The sequence below is a fragment of the Aeromonas simiae genome, from assembly GCF_000820125.1.
GTDB classification, from domain to species: domain Bacteria; phylum Pseudomonadota; class Gammaproteobacteria; order Enterobacterales; family Aeromonadaceae; genus Aeromonas; species Aeromonas simiae.
In genome coordinates, this window is sequence record NZ_CDBY01000034.1 from 1 (window position 1) to 18,233 (window position 18,233).

17 protein-coding genes are annotated in these 18,233 nt (G+C 55.4%); 6 read left to right on the top strand and 11 right to left on the bottom strand.

Features of this window, described 5'->3' with window-relative positions; genetic code table 11:
- On the top strand, positions 1 to 401 hold a 401-nt coding region (locus BN1134_RS05185), incomplete at its 5' end, for a hypothetical protein (protein WP_232300593.1).
- 395 nt (positions 402 to 796) lie between these two features.
- Here the strand turns inward: BN1134_RS05185 and BN1134_RS19160 are convergent.
- The 5 genes from BN1134_RS19160 to BN1134_RS05210 all read right to left on the bottom strand — a co-directional run bounded on the left by BN1134_RS19160 (position 797) and on the right by BN1134_RS05210 (position 9,841).
- Complete coding sequence (locus BN1134_RS19160) at positions 797 to 1,534, bottom strand: retron system putative HNH endonuclease (RefSeq protein WP_156991678.1); 738 nt, start codon at positions 1,532 to 1,534, stop codon at positions 797 to 799.
- On the bottom strand, positions 1,518 to 2,831 hold the full coding sequence (locus BN1134_RS05195; protein WP_042045690.1) for an AAA family ATPase: 1,314 nt from the start codon (positions 2,829 to 2,831) through the stop codon (positions 1,518 to 1,520). Before BN1134_RS05195 ends, BN1134_RS19160 begins: the two co-directional genes overlap by 17 nt.
- A 139-nt stretch (positions 2,832 to 2,970) precedes the next feature.
- Positions 2,971 to 6,003 (bottom strand): type I restriction endonuclease subunit R, encoded by a 3,033-nt coding sequence (locus BN1134_RS05200; RefSeq protein WP_042045693.1) that lies wholly within the window; start codon positions 6,001 to 6,003, stop codon positions 2,971 to 2,973.
- Positions 6,004 to 6,144: 141 nt separating this feature from the next.
- Positions 6,145 to 7,431, bottom strand: coding sequence for a restriction endonuclease subunit S (locus tag BN1134_RS05205; protein WP_042045695.1), 1,287 nt, complete (start codon positions 7,429 to 7,431; stop codon positions 6,145 to 6,147).
- Between the two features lie 16 nt (positions 7,432 to 7,447).
- Entirely contained in the window at positions 7,448 to 9,841 is a 2,394-nt protein-coding gene (locus BN1134_RS05210) for a type I restriction-modification system subunit M (RefSeq protein WP_042045696.1), read from the bottom strand.
- A 165-nt stretch (positions 9,842 to 10,006) separates the two neighbouring features.
- Between BN1134_RS05210 and BN1134_RS20385 the strand changes: the two genes are divergently transcribed.
- Entirely contained in the window at positions 10,007 to 10,447 is a 441-nt protein-coding gene (locus BN1134_RS20385; protein WP_456503122.1) for a hypothetical protein, read from the top strand.
- 131 nt (positions 10,448 to 10,578) lie between these two features.
- On the opposite strand, the gene BN1134_RS05220 is transcribed toward BN1134_RS20385, so the two are convergent.
- Complete coding sequence (locus tag BN1134_RS05220; RefSeq protein WP_052449428.1) at positions 10,579 to 10,767, bottom strand: site-specific integrase; 189 nt, start codon at positions 10,765 to 10,767, stop codon at positions 10,579 to 10,581.
- Between the two features lie 525 nt (positions 10,768 to 11,292).
- Between BN1134_RS05220 and BN1134_RS05225 the strand changes: the two genes are divergently transcribed.
- Entirely contained in the window at positions 11,293 to 11,478 is a 186-nt protein-coding gene (locus BN1134_RS05225; protein WP_042045698.1) for a hypothetical protein, read from the top strand.
- Position 11,479: 1 nt separating this feature from the next.
- Here the strand turns inward: BN1134_RS05225 and BN1134_RS05230 are convergent, their stop codons facing one another.
- Entirely contained in the window at positions 11,480 to 12,652 is a 1,173-nt protein-coding gene (locus BN1134_RS05230) for an HD-GYP domain-containing protein (RefSeq protein WP_042045699.1), read from the bottom strand.
- 147 nt (positions 12,653 to 12,799) lie between these two features.
- Here BN1134_RS05230 and rsuA point away from each other — a divergent pair, with 147 nt between their 5' ends.
- Positions 12,800 to 13,492 (top strand): 16S rRNA pseudouridine(516) synthase RsuA, encoded by a 693-nt coding sequence (rsuA, locus tag BN1134_RS05235; RefSeq protein WP_042045700.1) that lies wholly within the window; start codon positions 12,800 to 12,802, stop codon positions 13,490 to 13,492.
- A gap of 32 nt (positions 13,493 to 13,524) precedes the next feature.
- On the opposite strand, the gene BN1134_RS05240 is transcribed toward rsuA, so the two are convergent.
- Positions 13,525 to 14,418, bottom strand: coding sequence for a DMT family transporter (locus BN1134_RS05240; protein WP_042045702.1), 894 nt, complete (start codon positions 14,416 to 14,418; stop codon positions 13,525 to 13,527).
- A gap of 219 nt (positions 14,419 to 14,637) precedes the next feature.
- Between BN1134_RS05240 and BN1134_RS05245 the strand changes: the two genes are divergently transcribed.
- Together BN1134_RS05245 and yfcE are read left to right on the top strand one after the other, a co-directional pair.
- Positions 14,638 to 16,170 (top strand): peptide ABC transporter substrate-binding protein, encoded by a 1,533-nt coding sequence (locus BN1134_RS05245; protein WP_052449431.1) that lies wholly within the window; start codon positions 14,638 to 14,640, stop codon positions 16,168 to 16,170.
- 7 nt (positions 16,171 to 16,177) lie between these two features.
- A complete protein-coding gene (gene yfcE / locus BN1134_RS05250; protein WP_042045706.1) occupies positions 16,178 to 16,720 on the top strand; it encodes a phosphodiesterase in 543 nt (180 codons plus the stop codon).
- Here the strand turns inward: yfcE and BN1134_RS05255 are convergent.
- The 3 genes from BN1134_RS05255 to flgA form a co-directional block, all read right to left on the bottom strand.
- Positions 16,710 to 17,126: a flagella synthesis protein FlgN gene (locus BN1134_RS05255; RefSeq protein WP_042045707.1), complete on the bottom strand. Its 417-nt coding sequence runs from the start codon at positions 17,124 to 17,126 to the stop codon at positions 16,710 to 16,712. The genes yfcE and BN1134_RS05255 overlap by 11 nt on opposite strands.
- Positions 17,126 to 17,446 carry a flagellar biosynthesis anti-sigma factor FlgM gene (gene flgM / locus BN1134_RS05260; protein WP_042045709.1) on the bottom strand — a complete coding sequence of 107 codons (321 nt, stop codon included), beginning with the start codon at positions 17,444 to 17,446 and terminating at the stop codon, positions 17,126 to 17,128. The genes BN1134_RS05255 and flgM overlap by 1 nt, the downstream gene beginning before the upstream one ends.
- Before the next feature lie 71 nt (positions 17,447 to 17,517).
- On the bottom strand, positions 17,518 to 18,126 hold the full coding sequence (gene flgA, locus BN1134_RS05265) for a flagellar basal body P-ring formation chaperone FlgA (protein WP_042045837.1): 609 nt from the start codon (positions 18,124 to 18,126) through the stop codon (positions 17,518 to 17,520).
- Positions 18,127 to 18,233: the final 107 nt, after the last annotated feature.

The window sequence follows — 18,233 nt, forward strand, 5'->3', positions numbered from 1 at the left end:
ATACGAGGGGATGGTTAAGCTGCAAACCCCATCTTGTTAATATCTCCTGGTCAAACCAGTGTTATGGATGTCCGGTTTTGATGGCATTTGGAGAGCCAATGAGTATTGATGTGGATGTGTATTTCAGGATCGGGGAGGTGTGCTGTGGCCCGTTCGGCGCCGTTGCCGCCAGCGGTGCAGAGGCCGCTCAGCAGGCTGTTCAGCTGAAGGCGGAGCTGAGGCTACCACCGGAAACGGTAGTCATGATCACGCCTGCTGGCATTCATCCGGAGTGGCACCATGGGGATGTTGAGTACCTGCCGTCCAAGTTTGTAAGCGTTGATAATAACCAGTTCGATATTCGCATAAAGCGTACATATCACCGTAAACTATTCACTGATGCCAGCGTGAAAAATCAATAGTATACAGGGTGATCAATAGCGCGAATTATTTTACATAAGCAGTTTAACTTGTTGATTTAAAACAAATTCGCTTCGGTCTTGAAAACCGTCGATGGGCGACCATCCGTGGGTTCAAATCCCACCTCCTCCGCCATCTATATAGCCCAACTGATTGATTCGGTTTGGCTTTTTTGTATCTGTTATTTTTGGTATGCCACTAGGTATGCCATTTGATGTTGGCTGGCATGCTATCTAGATGAACGGCTTTGGACACCATATAGCGCTTATCTTCCTAGTTTTCTCTAATGCAAGAGAGGGCCATTGGCCCTCTCTTGTGCTATCGGCCTTGTTAATCAGAGGGATCACTGTTTATCCACCGTAGTGAATCGAGGCCAGGTAGGACTCAGCATGGCTACCTAACAACAAGCGACGAGTAGTAAAAACGCGGGCCATTTGCTACCAAACCAACGCTCTGACAATTTTGCAAAGCATTGCTTATCATCTTTTATCTTTGCAATTTTAATGGCTTGGTTGTAAGCATTTAGGACCTCTAAACGCTGAGCCGTTAGTCTTGAACAGTTGAGATTCAGTACTCGAATTGTGTTTTCCACAAGTTCTTGAACTGTGGCAAAACGATTATCAGCAATGTCCACGTCGGCACATGTAGCAGGATTTGCCTTAAGCTCCCCTGTTCTCTTATCAAAGATAAATAAGCATGGAGAGGAGGGTATGGTTAGTGGGTTGAGCAAATAGCCTTCCGGTGCCTCGTTGAGCTCGCCTTTCAAGTGCCCCTTATGTGCATCACAACTCAAATTGTCAGGGAGTGGATGAATCGTCTTATCCGCGTCACTACCGCCAACGCAGACTGCAAAGACATTTTGCCAATCCAATCCCCAGTTATGCGCGTTCAGATCACTCTGATCAGATTTGTCATGGAAGTGTTCTACTCGCTGCTTATGTTCAAGCTGACCAATAACCTTACTTTCACAGTAGCCACACAGACCCCCTTGATCGTGCAGCATCAAACCACGTACATCCTTGTAATCTCGACTTTGGTTATGGCCACGAAAATCAGGATCCCAACTCGCCAGTGGATTCTCTGCAGCAAAGTTGGTTAGCGGATTAGGCAGTAGAGATTTACTGATCTTCTTCAAGGCTACGCTCCCACAACTTGTTCTCGATGTAGAGGTCTGCCGCTGTTAAAGCAGGTTCTTCGAGTCCAAAATGCTCATTTAGACGAACTCTCATTTCTAAGGCTGAAGGATCACTCCAATTGTCGTCGTAAACCATATCCAGATAATCGGTTAGTAAAATTGCCATCGGGTCAGACTTTGGTCTTGGGTCAACCAAAAATATGCTTCGTAAAACGCGAGCAGACTCTGCGCCTTGAGTGCCTTGGGGGGCATTACAAACTTGCTCTCCAGTGATAATTCGGATGCTGTCATCATGCACCGTACTGATCACCTGTGGGCTATGGGTGGTGACAATAAATTGAATATTTGGAAATGCCTGTTGCAGCGCGCCCAGTACCTGCTGTTGCCAAGCTGGGTGCAGGAACATATCAACTTCATCAATCAGCACCAGACCTGACGTTTTTTCAGCAGCCTGTGCTCCTAGTTGCGGGTTGAGCTTGGTACAACGCCAAGCCAAATCGGCCACCAGCGACACCATGGCTCGCACCCCATCACTGAGCAGACTGACCGGTAAAACCCCCTGCTCGGGATGGAACATGACCAGCTCTTCATGGGAAAAACTGAAATGGAAGTTTTGCCAACCCGATGAGGGCCTCAACACTTTTTCAATGGCCAACTGTATCCCCTCAATTTGCTCTTTGAGGGAGTACCCCTGATAGACATCCGACATTTGCTGCTGCTGCAACTCAGCAAGGGTGGCTTTGCTAAACCACTGTTGCAGCTGTTTGTAGTTTGACGCTGTGGACAGGCAATCTTCGTAGCCCATGCTGCGGCTAGCACTGAGCACGGACTTGCGCTCCATATTCCGATGCTCTTGCCACAAGCGCCCAGTGCCGTAGTAAGCAACAACCGGCAGGGTGACAGCCTCAAGATTACGGACCTTCAACATCAATTCATCACCAAATGACACCAGGTCGCTGGCCTCTTTGATGGTGGTTTTGTTGTTAAGACCGGTCAGTGCTCGTTTGATCTGACATGCGGGCTCACGAAAAGTGGCTGCGATTTCAACCGGGAACATTTGTTCACTGCTGGTGGCCTGTTCCATACGTTGGTAGCGTGCATCCGACTTGGCAATGGGCCGCCCTTTACCCAAATCAAAGGCGGTGACAAATGGGCTAACTGCCACTGCGATGGCATCCAGTATGGTCGATTTACCAGCGCCATTTGGCGCAACCAGTACGGTCAACTGCGGGTGAAGTGTCACCGTTAGTGCGGCAAAACGCCGGAAGTTTTTTAGCGTGATCTGTTCAATGTTCATAGGTTGCCTTTGGCATTAGTGGCGCGTGAAAACAAGTCTGCTAAATCATAATTGGTGCTTGCCACGCCTAAATTCTGCTCTTGGATCAAAGATTGACGAATATAGCTCGAGCCCTCTGGCATTCTCTCCAGCTGCGCATCTACAACCCCACCATCCTCTGTGCGCTTTGCATCCAGGATGCCTTGAATGCCGGATCATTAGCGAACAGCTTATATAGCTCCAGCTCGTCTTTTCTTCGTGCCAGCATGACTTCTCTCATGATCTTCTCGAAGGCCAGCTCGCGGTTAATTGGATCAGTATTGTTTTGATATTTTGATTCAAAGTCCGGGTGCTTCTTCACACTATCGAGGATATTCACGAACTTCACCCGCTGCTCTTCCGGTGTCGAGCTCCAGCCCTGGAACCACTTCTCGTTAAAGCTCTTGATGATCTCATCCAGCGGGTCGGTCTCTTTCTCAGTGCCGTGGGCGCCGCGTGGATTGGGGTTTTGTGGCTCCAGTTCAGATTCTTCGTCGTCCAGGGTGATCGCATGGTTGAGCTTCACGCGCTGTAGGCCGTAGGAGGATAGATCCACTGACTCGAGCAACTCATCAAGCAGGTCGGCATCCGGGTCCTGTACTTTGAGTTTGGGGATCAGGAACTTGAGGAACCAGAACAGCTTCTCCCAGGTCAACATGTCGTAAGGCATGATGGCGGCCATTTGGCCGTAGATCTTCACGAACTGCTTGGCCTTGATCTTGATATCGGCCTTCTCTTCGTTACTCAGCTCCAGCTCATGGTTGAAGCGGTCTGCGGCCACATCGATGATAGCGCTGAGCAGTTGAGCATCTTCGTTATTGAAGTAGCGGGCAACAAACTCCTCAACCTCGAACCATTCATAAACACCGGTATCGTCCAGCGCATCCTTGAGCTCATGCAGCACATTGATGTCGGCGGCACCAGAGAGTGAAGTCGCAGTGTAGAAGGGATCAAACGATGCCTTGATCTCTTCAACCGGGTTGAAAAAATCGAGAATAAAGAGGTCTTCGGTCTTCTTGCCCCATTTGGGCGCAGCGCGGTTAAGGCGGGATAGCGCTTGCACACACAGAACACCGCTGAGCTTTTTGTCGACATACATGGCACACAGCTTGGGTTGATCGAAACCGGTCAGGTATTTGTTGGCCACGATCAGCAGGCGATATTCGTCGGTATCAAACTGGTCGCGGGTATCGCCCTCGGCAAAGCCGTTGAGATCAGCCTCGGTGTACTCGACGCCATCCACCTCCTTGCTGCCGGAGAAAGCAATCAGCACTTTGAACGGGTTCCCCATCGCCTCCAGCTGGCGGGTGATGGCCTTGTAATAGCGGATAGCAGAGACGATGTTCTGCGTCACCACCATCCCCTTGCCTTTGCCCTTGAGCTTCTTGGCATTCACCACATGGGGGATGAAGTGCTCGAGCATGATCTCAGCCTTGACGTCGATCGTCTCCTGGCTGCCTTCCACATAAGCCCGCAGTTTCTTCTGTGCTTTCTTGCTGTCAAACAGTGGGTTCTCTTCGATGGACTTGCTGATCTCGTAGTAGCTGCGATAGGTGGTGTAGTTGGCTACCACATCGAGGATGAAGCCCTCCTCGATGGCCTGCTTCATCGAATAGAGGTGAAACGGCTGGAAGGTGCCATCCGGCTGCAACTGGCCGAACTTCTCCAACGTGGTGTTCTTCGGCGTGGCGGTAAAAGCGAAATAGGAGGCGTTGCCACGCATCTTGCGTGAGCGCATGGCCTGCAGGATCAGATCCTGAGTGTCCTCCATCTCCTCGTCCTGCAGCTTGCCCATCGCCGCGTTCATCTTGCCGTGGGCATCACCGGATTGTGAGCTGTGCGCCTCATCGATGATCACCGCAAAACGCTTGTCGCTCAGATCGCTGATGCCATCGACGATAAACGGGAACTTCTGGATGGTGGTGATGATGATCTTCTTGCCGTTCTCAAGGGCCGACTTGAGCTCGGATGACTTGTTGGCTGGCGCAATGATGTTCTTGACCTCGGAGAACTCCTTGATGTTCTCACGCAGTTGCTTGTCCAGCAGTCGCCGGTCGGTAACCACAATGATCGAATCAAACAGCGGCTGATCGACGGCCTTGGCGCCATGCACATCAGTGCTCTGTGGGTAAACCTCGATAAGCTGGTAGGCCGCCCAGGTGATGGAGTTGGATTTGCCAGAGCCCGCCGAGTGCTGAATAAGATAGGTCTGGCCGACACCGTGATGAGCGGCATGGTCCAGCAGCTTGCGCACCACATCCAGCTGATGGTAGCGGGGGAAGAACAGGGTGCGCTTGCTCAGTAACTCTTTGGCGGACCCATCCAGACGCACAAAGTGCTGGATGATATTGGCCAGGCTCTCCTTGCTAAAGACCTCTTGCCAGAGGTAAGCGCTCTTATGGCCATAGGGGTTGGGCGGATTACCCTTGCCATGGCGATGCCCCTTGTTAAAGGGCAGAAAGAAGGTCGCCTTGCCAGCCAGTTTGGTGGTCATATAGACCTCGTCGGTATCCACCGCCATATGCACCAGACAACGACCAAAGTGCAGCAGGGGTTGGCTGATATCACGATCCTCCCGGTACTGCTTCTGGCCGTGATAGCTGGCGTTCTGGCCGGTCCAGTGGTTTTTCAGCTCAAGGGTTATCAGCGGGATGCCGTTGATAAACAGCACCATGTCGATCTCTTGCTTGGGATTTTGCGCCGAGTAGGCCACCTGCCGGGTACAGCTAAAGAGGTTGGCAGCAAAATCCTGGCTTACCGTCGCGCTGCTGCTGGCCAGCGGCGCCGGGTACATCAAGGTCAGGTGAGCATCATCAACGCTCAGACCCTTTTTCAGCAGATGCAGCACCCCCTGCTTTTTAATGATGCGATCGAAGCGCTCGAGCACCTTGCGTTGCCAGTCGTGGGGATGATGCTGCTGGAGTTTGGCCAGCTCCATGCCTTGGGTGGTTTCAAGAAACTGCCAGAACAGCCGCTTATCGATGGCGTACTGCTTGTCAAAATCGCAGGCCTGCCCCAACACAAAACCGTGGTGGGGCTTGGCGTAGACGGCGGCCCCCTCGCCAATCCCCTTGCCGAGGGTTTCCAGACACTGGCCGGTCAGAGCCTGCTCGATGGCCGCTTCAAGGGCCTGTTCTTTGGTGTTGCTGACCATCAATACTCCCTGCTCTCTTGTTCTCGTTTACCTGCCCGTGGCCACCTTGGCTTGGCACTGATAAAACCAAGCCCCTTGTGCTTTGCTCATATCGAGCTATTCCAGCCAAACGCCGTGACTGACACATCTGGTTGGTTATGGCTAGATCACCTTAATCTTACCAGTGACGGCACTATTAATCAGGGTGGATTTGTATTCCTTTAACATCGTTATTTGCTGTTCTTGTATAAAAAGAGCTTTGTCAATGTTCTTAGATTCTTTTTGAACATAATCAATGATGCGGTTTTGTTCCTCGAATGATGGGAACCCTATCGCCATATCGAAGAACATATGGCCATAAAATCTCAGACGCGATGAGTGTAGACCCGTTGAAACTTGATTGTAGTGTTCAATATAGCTTTTTGACTTTAACAAGTGTTCTAAAAAAACTGGGTTAAAAGTGTTTTGAGTTTTTTCTCTGAAAACACCATATGACGGGCTGACAATGCCTTCTCTGTCAGATACACCTAACGCCCCCATCCAAGCCCACATGATGTTAATCACGAGGTCGTTTTTTTTACATGTTTTAGAGCCTGAATAATCCTCCGCCATAAACATGTTTACATTCTTTTCTGAACGAGGCGTGACACCTGTTATATGAGAAACAGAGAGTAATTCTTCATCACCATTGACTGAGCGCTCATTAATTTCATTGAACAAATACTTGGCGCGTTTTATACACCAATGTGCCGGAATCGTACCGACCCACGCCACGCCTGAATCTTTCATCGGTACAGTCGGGTCGAGGCCTTGGGTTACGGCCTGCTGGATCAGGATCTGCTTGCGCTCGTTGAGCAGCGCGATCTGCTGCTCCTTGATCGCAATGGCCTCGTCTATCTGGGCGGTTTTCGCATCCAGAAAATTGGCGATGGCGGTTTGTTCATTATACGGAGGCAAAGCAATAACCGTTCTTCTCAAATGAGGCCAATATAAATTTCTCTGGATAGTTCCAACACCTTTTGAGCAGATAAGATATTGTGACACCATGCTTCCATCACGGAAAAGATAATTGGCATATTTAGGGTTTATCTCTTTAGATAGAGATAATACTAGATATGCTGGGCTAACGATTCCAATATATTCAGAAACACCAACAGAACCTCTCCAAGCTTGCTGGTTATTTAATACGAAGTCGCCTTTTTCTACAAATTGATATTTTGATAGGTCAAGACTGGTAACGTTTGTGCGTTTTTCATCTACATCACTAAATTTAATTACCCCTCTATCTAGATAGACGGAGAGTAGTTCCTCATCTTGCTTGTTGATGATGGATTTTATTTTTGCAATTCTTAATAAAGGGAAAATGTCCCAGCAAGAGGGGATATCTCCAAAGAATGGATTGCCACTCCATTTATACGTTTTATATTTTTGCATTGCAGTCTGCGTCATTTTTATCGTCTCCTGCTTATGCCTTCGATTGCTCTGTAGTAAGCCCCAAAATTTGGGCAATCAAGCCATCAGCCTGCTGTTCCAGCGCTAGGATCTCCTGGGCGACTTTCTCGAGGGAACGCAGCGGTTTATGGCGATAGAAATATTTGTTAAAGCTCACCTCATAGCCAATCTTGACCGACTCCATATTGAGCCAGGCCTCTGCCACATGGGGCTGCACCTCATCGATAAAGTACTGGTAGATGCTCTGGGTAAGCGGCACCGATTCGCTATCGCGCAGATCGCTGCTGCTCTCATAGGTGACGAACTCGCCTTTCTTACCTGTGGGGTAATAACCAAAGTCGGGCAGGTCGGACTCTTCACAGCTGTAGAGCTCCAGCAGTTCACCCAGCTTGTCGGCACTGAGTTTCACCACCTTTTTCACCACCTTGGCGGCGGCTTCGTCATACCAGCTCACGGCATTGAACAGGGCATTTTTTTCTGTGACGGAGAGTTTGAGCTTATGGGCCTTGAGCGTCGCCTCGACCTGGGCCTTAAACAGGTTGAAGTCGTTAAACTCGGCTTCACCGATCTCCTGCATCAGGGCATGAGCCGTATCGAACAGAGTGCGGGCTGCGCACCAGAAATCGGTGCTCAGCAACTTCTCTTTGGCCTTGTTGTTCAGGCTTATCTCGTTTTTCTCGCACCACTCGAGGATCTGCTTGCTGTGCTCGGTCAGGAACCCATCCTGATAGACCTGCTCGTCATACTCGGCAAAGCAGTGCTCCATCACCTCGTTTAAGGATTTGTCAAAACGCAGACCGTTGAGACGCTCGCGGCTGAACTGGGCCTTGCGACGGTCCGGGCGCTCCACCGTCACCTTGTAGTAACCAAAGACCTCGTTTTTAAACACCTTGCTGGCGATGCCGATTGGATCGTCATTGCTATCCAGCTGGCGTTCTACATCGGCACAGGCGAGATAGGTGTTGGTGATCTCCTCGATATGTTCGGGAGAGAATTCGCAATTTTTGTCACCCAGGTTCTTGCGCAGTTTGCGATAGAGCAGGCTGGCATCAATAAGCTGCACCTTGCCTTGCCGATGGGCAGGCTTGTGGTTGTTGAGCAGCCAGATATAGGTGGTGATGCCGGTGTTATAGAACAGGTTGTTCGGTAGCTGGACAATCGCTTCGAGCATGTCATTTTCGATAAGGTAGCGACGGATATTACTCTCGCCACTGCCCGCATCGCCGGTAAACAGGCTGGAGCCGTTATGCACCGAGGCGATACGGCTACCCAGCGGGCTTACCGATGGGGATTTCATCTTGTTGACCATCTCCATCAGGAACAGCAACTGACCATCGCTGGAGCGTGGGGTGGCATCACAGCCTTTGGGATCGACTACGCCCCAGTAATCGGCCAGTTTTACCTTGAAGCGGCTGTCGATCACATCACTGCCATCTTTGATGTGCTTTTGCTCTGACGCCCAGCTTTTGCCGTAGGGCGGGTTGGAGAGCATAAAGTCAAAGCGCATATGGGAGAATTCATCGGTCGACAGGGTGGAGCCCACCTTGATGTTGGCCGGGTCATTGCCCCGGATCATCATGTCGGACTTACAAATCGCGTAAGTCTCGTCGTTGATCTCCTTGCCATAGAGGTGAATATCACGGTTGACGCCGGTAGCCGGGTATTTCTCTTCAATAAAGCCTTGGGATTCGGTCAGCATGCCACCGCTACCACAGGCGGGGTCATAGATCGTCATGGTGAGCGGCAGTTGATCCTTTATGGGATCAAAGACCAGGTGGGTCATCAGCTCGATCACCTCGCGCGGGGTGAAGTGTTCCCCGGCCTCTTCGTTGTTCTCTTCGTTGAATTTGCGGATCAGCTCTTCAAACACATACCCCATCCCGAGGTTGCTGAGGGCGGGCAGCTTGTTGCCTTCCGGATCTTCAATATCGTTAGGGGTGAGGTTGATATAGGGGGAAACGAACTTCTCAATCACATCGAGTAGCACCTGCTTGTCAGCCATATGGCGGATCTGCGCCTTGAGGTTAAAGCAGTTGACGATCTCCTTGACGTTATCGCTGAAGCCATTGAGGTATTCATTGACGTTTGTCAGCAGGATTTGCTGGTTGTTAGTGGCTGCGTTCAACAGGGATTTGAGCGTCCACTTGGAGATGTTGTAGAAGACATAACCAGAAGCTGCCTTGAGCGGCTCTTCGTCCAGCTCGACTGCGTTCATCTCCTGCTGCTGGAAGCTGACCTCTTCCAGGACTGCTTCCTTGGTGGGTTCGAGCAGGGTATCCAGGCGGCGTAATACCACCATCGGCAAGATCACATCGCGGTATTTGCCACGGACGTAAACGTCGCGCAGGCAGTCGTCGGCGATGTTCCAGATAAACGAGACGAGTTTGTTATGAACACTGTGATCCATGTTGTTTTCCTGTCTCCGGGTTACCCCGGAATGCAAAAAGTGTGGCCTGAGGGATTAACAGCATACGCATGGCTCTTGTGTCGCCGGATGATGGGAAGCGATAGCGGATGTCAGGTGGAGGAGTAGCGCCACCGTCTATCACGAGGTTCAAATGGATGTTTTTTCGTGATCGTTCGAGCGGGTTGGCACAGCCTCAAAATGGCCGCTAGTCTACCAGAATGGCGGACCGATTGCAGGCAAGCTGCTGTTTTAATTAACAGGGAAATGCGGGACAAAAACAAAGGGAAGGCCATAAATGGCCTTCCCCAAGACCCACCCACTTATCACGGACGAGTAGGTGCAAAAATGTTACCACAAGCTGATTTGTGGTCACGCCTTGCTGCCAGGATTGGCGCCCATGTTCGTCGTTGGATAAATGGCCAAGTAGACATAGCCGTGGCTGCCAAGGGTATCGGCTTCGCAGGTAAAGCCGCCGTGCTGGATAGTGATGCAGTGCTGACGTTGGGCATCCAGTTCGCCGGTCAGCAGCTTAGCTTCCAGTGCCTTGATGATCTCCGGGAAAGCCAGGTCGAGTTTGGTTTATCAGATTGCATTAGAATTAATTGAACTTGGTTGTGGTGGGTACCTCCTCCGCCATTAAAATCAATGGGTTAGGTGATTAGCGTCACCTAACCCTTTTTCTTTGTAAACTTTCGTACATTTGCCTCGTAAACTATCGCCACTGCCGATTAGCATGACTATTCAACGTCGAGCGTCGGCGTGATCTGTGTTTTCCGGTCGTAAACGGCTACCTGTCCCAGCGTTTTGTGCCCACTAAATAGCTGCTTTTCTGCGGCTGTCCCTGCGTAGTCAGAAATCCCCTTCGCCTTCAGATCGTGGAAGGTGCAACCAGCGACGCCGGCCTCTGCGGCCAGTGTCTTTTCCACTCTTGCGCGTCACCAGCCCGCTTGTGCTTCTCGCGCCTCTCTTGCGCCATTGTGCCCGTGTGGTGGCGTCAGACGGTGGCCGCTGCGCGCGCCAGCCACTGAGATCAGCTCAGCACCTGAATCGTTAGCTTGTTGGGAGGCGATTGGTTTTTTGGGTCGTCAGGGGTTCGTCGCACACTCACTCCCAGCGTCGCGTGATTTAGGCTCAACCCGTCCTGACTCCGGTCGCTTTCATGGCTCGTTTGGCGAGGTTGCCGGCCCTGCATGCGGGAGCGCAAGCTGTGCGCTGTTGGAGTAAGCACGCCAGCCTCTTGCGCTGTCACTATATGCCAACCAATTGTTTTTCATCCAAGTGCTAACAACAGTGGGGTGAGCATGACGACGGGCGCCTGATGAGTTCTTGCCCCAGTATCGTCACGGTTTTTCTGAGCGGCGGTCTGTTACGCACTGTCGGGGTGGGCGGCGTCAGCCCGCAATGGGAGGGAGGCTAGACTTGGGGTGAGCGGGATGGCAAAGGAGGCCGTCATGAGTGAGTGTACATTGCTTCCCCATGGGGAGGAGCTGCGCCGGGCGATCCGTTGGCTGAGCGAACAGCACCGCTACGACAGTCGGGCCATCGAGGAGGCGAGCCTGCGCTTTTGCCTCTCGCCACTGGATGAGGTGTTTTTGTTGCAGCACTGGTTGGTGCATGGCCCGGCGGCCGAGCGCTGAATCAGGCGATAAAGCGCTCGAGCTGGATGCCGTAGTCGCGTGGCTCGGCCACGCCCTCTATGGTCTCGGTGACGCCGGGGCGGGCGAGATCGAGCATCTTCACGTCAAGATAGTGGCGGGCGGTGGCGTGGTAGATCACCTTGACCCTGGGCTTGAGCGGCTCGCGCTCGTTACGTTCCATCACGATGGCCAGACGCTGGTTAGACAGTCGCACCAGCGAGCCTACCGGATAGACCCCCAGACACTTGATGAAGCGATGCACCAGCTCGGCATCGAAGTGGCTGCCGGCGCCCTTGAGCAGAATGCGAAATGCCTGGGTCGGCTCCATCCCCTGCTTGTAGACCCGATCGGCTGTCACCGCATCGTAGACGTCGACGATGGCGCTCATCCGGCTGTAGAGGGAGAGCTGCTCTCCGTGCAGGCGCAATGGATAACCTGAGCCATCCAGCCGCTCGTGGTGGTTGGCGGCCACTTCCAGCATGACGGGGGTGATGCCGGCGGTCTGGCTCAGGATCTCACGGCTGTGCACCACGTGTTCGCGCATGATGGCGAACTCCGCATCGGTCAGTTTGCCCGGTTTGTTGAGGATGTGGTTGGGGGTCATGATCTTGCCCACATCGTGCAGTAAGCCACCGAGGGTCAGTTGTTTGAGGGTGTCGCGCTCGAGCCCGAGATGGCGGCCGAAGCTGGCCAGCAGGATCGCCACGTTCATCGAGTGCTCCATCAGGTAGGCATCCTTGGCCCGGATCCGGGCCAGGCAGAGCATGGCATCCCCATGGGTGAACATGGTGTCGACCATCTCCTCGGCCACCCTGGCCAGCGGCGCCACATCGATGCTCTCACCCTGCTTTAGCTGGCTCAGTAGCTTGACTTGCAGGGTGCGGGCCTCCTGATAGAGGCGGCGGATGCGCAGCGTTCCCCCTTCACCCCGCTGCGGCTCCTCTGCGGCAGCGGAGGTGAGCGTGACATTCGGAGAGAGGCTCCGGGTGCGGCTGGGATCGATGCGAACCTCCTGCACCCCCTGCTGGGCCAGTGCGCGGATCTGGGCATCGCTGCGCACATAACCGCAGCTGGCAATCTCTTTCGTGCCCGACTGGCGGACGATATCGACCACGAACATGCCGGGGCGAAGGGCGGTGACGGGTAGCGTGACGTAGGCAGATAGTGATGGCATGACGCTCTTCCGGGATAACCCACAACTCACAACGAGATCTCGGTGGTGCCAAGCATACCAGATGCCGGCAAAAAGCGAACAGCGCTGGTCTTGGGCTGTGAGCGCCGTATAATGGCGGCCCTTTTTGAAGCAAGCACAGGGTTGCCCATGCGTCTCGACAAGTTCCTCTGCGACTGTTCCGATCTGACCCGTTCACAGGCCGGCAAGTTGATCCGCCAGGGTGAAGTAAAGGTGGATGGCATCGTGGTCAAACAGCCGGCCTTTCACATCACCGAGCAGAGCCTGGTGGAGTTTGACGGGATTGAACTCACCCTGAGCCAGGGTAACCGCTACTTCATGCTGCACAAGCCGCAGGGGTATGTCTGCTCCAACGACGATCCGGATCACCCAACCGTCTTCTTCCTGCTCGACGAGCCCGGCATGGGTCGGTTGCACGTGGTGGGGCGCCTCGATCTCGACACCACGGGGCTGGTGCTGATCACCGATGATGGCCAGTGGTCGCACCGCATCACCTCACCACGCCACGAATGCGCCAAGACCTATCGGGTCTGGCTGGCCGATCCGATTGCGCCGGGGACGGCCGAGCAGTTTGCCGAAGGGGTGTTGTTGCGCTCGGAAAAAGAGAAGACCCGCCCGGCTCAGCTGGAGATCCTGGGGGAGTGTGAGGCGCGCCTGACCATCCACGAGGGCAAGTACCATCAGGTCAAGCGCATGTTTGCCGCGGTCGGCAACAAGGTGATTGGGCTGCACCGCGAGCAGATCGGTGCCCTGGCGCTGGATGAGACGCTCGAGCCCGGTGAGTACCGTGAGCTGAGCGCCGCTGAGGTGGCGCTCTTCTGATGCCAAGAGGCCCCGCCATGCGGGGCCTCTTGCTATGCTGCGCCCAGCACCAGCATGGTGCCGGCGGTGGCACAGGCGGCGCCGAGCCAGGCGGGCAGGGCGGGGCGCTGCCCGGTGTGCCACCACAGCAGTGGCAGCAGGATCACCGGTGTGGTTGAGGAGAGAATCGAAACCATACCGACATCCCCCAGCCGCAGGGCCACCAGGATCAGTGTCATGCCGAGGGTCATGGCCAGGAAGCCATTGAGGCTGATGAGGGCGAGGATCTCGCGGTTGAGCGGGCGCAGCGGCAGGGTGAGCGGCAGACGGGTCAGGCGCAGCAGAACGTGGGCCGCCAGCGCGGTCGCCATGCGCACGCCGGAGGCGGTGACCGGGTCGACGGCGGCATCTTGCATCACCGGTTTGGCGATGACGGCCCCGGCGCTCTGGCACAGGGCGGCCAGCAGGCCGAGCCCGACCCCGAGCAGCAGGGTACCTTGCACGGCCTCCCATTCATGCGCCTGAGCGCGACGACCGAAGGCGATGGCCAGCCAGACACCGCACAGCACCAGGGCGGCGCCCCACAGGCGCGCGCCTGTCAGGGTTTCACCAAACAGCCACAGGCCGAGCAGGGCGGAGAAGAGGGCGTGACAGGAGAAGAGCAGGCCGCTACGACGGGGGCCGAGCCGGTTCATGCAGGCAAACAGGGCGGTATCGCCGATGAAGATCCCCACCAGGCCCGACAGGGCAAGCGCCGACCAGGCGGTGCTGGGCAGGCTTTGCCAGCCGCCGGTGAAGAGGCTGCCGCAGGCCAGCATCAGGGTCACCATCAGCATGCGCCAGCGGCTATAGGCAAACGCGCCGAGGTGGCGCGCTGGTTTGACTGAAATGAGGGCCGCCACGGCCCACAAGGTGGCCGATGCCAGGGCACACCACTCATAGCCCATAAAAAACTCCTGAAAATAATGCTCGAAAGGCTCCACCTTCCGTGAGAGGCCGTTACAATACGGGCCCGTCATGTCGAGAACAAGCCTCATGGGGAGGCGGGCTCCAATATATTCGGGTTGTAAGAGGAAGTCGTCGTGCGTCATTGTGGTGTTGTGTGGCTGGGCCTGTGGTTGGCCTGCCGGGGGCTGGCTGCCGAACCGGTGGAGAGTGTGTCGCCTATGCCACTGCCCCCGCCTGAGCGAACCGAACTGGTGCGCAGCAATGTCGAGGCGCCGGACACGCTGGATCCGGCCCGGATGCGCAGCGGCTTTGCCGCCGAAACCATACTGAGCGACCTGTTTGAGGGCTTGGTGGGGAGCGGTCCCCACGGTGAGCCGGTGCCGGCCCAGGCAGAGCGCTGGGAGATGAGTGACGACGGATTGGTATGGCGCTTCTTCCTGCGCCCTGGCCTGACCTGGTCCGATGGTTCTTCGCTCAAGGCGAGTGACTTTGTCTATGCCTGGCGGCGCCTAATCGATCCGCTGGTGGCCTCTCCCTCTGCATCGCTGGTGCTGACGGCGGGGATCAATAACGCCTCCTCCATCTATGGCGGTGCGCTTGAGGTGAACAATCTGGGGGTGGAGGCGGAGGGCGATCGCATCGTGCGGGTCACCTTGGAGCATCCTGTGCCCCATCTGTTGTCCATCATCAGCCTTGCTCCCTTTGCCCCCGTACCGGCGGATCTCGTTCAAAAGCAGGGCGGGGAGTGGGCCCGCCCTGGTAAGCTGATTGGCAATGGAGCCTTCCAGTTGCAGGAGTGGACGCCTCAAGGAGAGATCACGCTGCTGCGCAATCCCCACTACTGGGGGAAGACCCGGCTTGAGCGGGTGACCTATATGACGGGTCTCTCCACGGCGCGCGAGTATCGGCTCTACCGTGAAGGGCGCCTGCAATTGACCGAGCGGGTGCCGGCCTCCTTGCTGCACACCCTACGGGAAGAGCAGCCCCCCCGGCTCTGGCATGGCGCCCAGCTTGGCACTTATCTCTATATCTTCAACTTGAGCCGCCCTGAAGTGGCCGATGTCAGGGTGCGCCGCGCCCTCTCGCTGGCGCTGGATCGCGAGGTGCTGACCCAGAACGTGACCGGCCAGGGGGAGCCTATTGCCTGGTCCATGTTGCCGGATCTGACCGACTACGACTCTCCGCTTCCCGCCGCTGCGGCCTGGAGTCGCGATGTCCGCCTTGCCAAGGCGCGCGATCTGCTGGCGGCCGCCGGATTTAGCCCGGATCATCCGCTGCGTCTGAGCATTACCTTCCATCGCTCCGACACTCACCACAAGCTGGCCGACGCGATTGCGGGCATGTGGGCGGCACTGGGGGTCGAGGCCAGAGTGAAGGAGTTGGAGTGGGATGCCTATGAGGCAGCCAAATCATCCGGTGAATTTGTGATTGCTCGCAGCTCCCTGTTTGGCGACTATGCCGACCCTTATGCCATGCTCGGCCAGTTCCGCTGCCGCGACCCGCAAAATGAGAGTGGCTATTGTGACGAGCAGTTCGATGCGCTGCTGGTTCAGGCCCAGAACACCCTGGATGTGCGTCAGCGCGGCCGTCTCTACCAGCAGGCCGAGATGATACTCAACGAGGCCGTGCCGGCTATCCCTCTCTATCACTACACCCAGGCGCGGCTGATCGACCCAACCCTGCGTGGCCTACCGCTCGATGGTATTCATACCGTGCTGCCGAGCCGGGATCTCTATTTCAGTCAGGAGTGATGCGACGATGAAACAGGCCCTGATTGCCGATATTCACGGCGCCCTACCAGCACTGGAGCGTGTACTCGAGCAGTGTGCCGCGGCCGATCACCTGTTGCTGCTCGGCGATCTGCTCAACCACGGTCCCCGCAATCCGCTCCCCGAGGGGTATCAACCAGCGGCCGTGGCCGAGCGCCTCAACCGCGAGGCGAAGCGAATCATGGCGGTGAGGGGGAACTGTGACTCTGAGGTGGATCAGATGCTGCTGGCCTTCCCCTGCACGGCCCCCTACAACCAGCTACTGCTCGATGGGCGTCGCTGGTTTGTGACCCACGGCCATCTTTATCAGCCGCAGGCCGTCCCGTTACCGACAGGCAGCCTGTTTGTCAGCGGACACACTCATGTGCCTGTTTTGGCCGAGCAGGAGGGGATAGTGTGTGTGAATCCTGGCTCCATCACCTTCCCCCGTGGGGAGTGGGAGGCCAGCTTTGGCTGGTATGAAGAGGGGGAGTTGCAGGTTCGCCGCTGTCGTGACGGAGAGGTGTTGCTAAGACGAACGCTTAGGCCTTGATCCCGCGCGAGCGGGTTCCTGCACGGGTATTGCCCTTGGCGTCGTAGGTCAGGCTGCTGCGATCGCGCAGCGCCGTCAATACGCCGGCAAGGCGGCGGTTGGCGGTGATAAGCAGTTCCAAAAACTTGCCGTTGACGGCATTTTTTTCATGGCAGGCGAGCAGGCTCTGCTGCACCTCGTCCACCAGCTCTTGATGCTGCGGCAATGTCTGCGCTACATCAGGGTGCATTGCGATGTCGCGATCCAGTGCCTCGATGCGCAGCGCCAACGACTGCTTACGCTCGGTGACATCGGGCAGGGCGAGGGTCTGGTGCTGCTTGAGCAGGGAAAACTCCTCGTCCAGCAGTGCGAGCATCTCGGCCAGGTTCTGGCGTTGGGCAATCAGCAGAGAAGGCAGGCTGTTCATCAGAGCAGCTTATCTAGCTGACCTTCGAAGGCTGTCATTTTTTGAGCCACCCGCTCGCTATCCACCTTGTAGTCACCCGCAGCGATAGCCTTCTTGATCTGGCTGACGCGGCTTTCATTATCGGTGGCGGAGGAGGAGAGGCTCTTTTGCATCTGTTGCAACTGTTGTGCCTCGTTGGTCAGGGAAACGGAGTCACCCCGCGGGGCACTACGCCCATCGGTGGCGGTGACGTCGGAGCCCGACTTTCCCGAAACACTCTGACCCGCACTGCCACCTTGCAGACGGTTGCTGGTCAAGTTGTTGATATTGTTGATAGCCATGCTCTTTATCCTTCATCTGCTGGAGATTGCTTATCCCCGTATCGGCTCGTCTCGTCGAAGCTTTAGCAAAATTAGGGCAAGATCACAGTTGCGCTGCCCACACCGCTAACTCTGGCCTGTACCTCTTTGCCTGACTGGAGATTGCTGACCCGGATTGTGTCGCCGAAGCTGCCATCTTGCAAGGCGCGTACCATCGACTTGATCTGCAGATTGGCAATATTGGCGGTCAGGGTCAACTGATCCCCCTTGCATACCACGCACAGCTGGCTGGCACGGATGCTTTGGCCAGGCCTGAGCTCCCGCTTGCTGCGCGCCCCTACCAGCGCGTTGGGGTCGATCAAGGTATCCCCACGCTGCATTTGTTCATCCTGATAGGCAATCGTCAATTTCTCGGCGCTCAGCACCTCTCCCTTGGCGACGTTGTCGAGCACGGTCACATAGGGTTTCTGGATGAAAAGACGCACCGGCAGATAGAGATCCCAGCCGCTGCCCTCCTCACACTTGAGATAGACGGTGGTGTTACGGCGCAGAGCCAGCCCTGGCGGCACGCTCAGCGAGAGGTGTGACTCACAAGCGGTGAGGTGCAACCTGGGATCGATGTTGCCCGCCTTGGCCTCTACCCGAGCATCCGGTGTCGTGTCTATGTTCGACAGCACAAAACTCTCGGCGGCCTCACGCAACTTGGACTCGACGGTCTCTTCTGCATAGGCCAGATTGGTGACGGGAATCAAGAGTAATAACAAAAGCTTGCTAATCATTTGTAAGTGCTGGCCGATAAATTAAATTG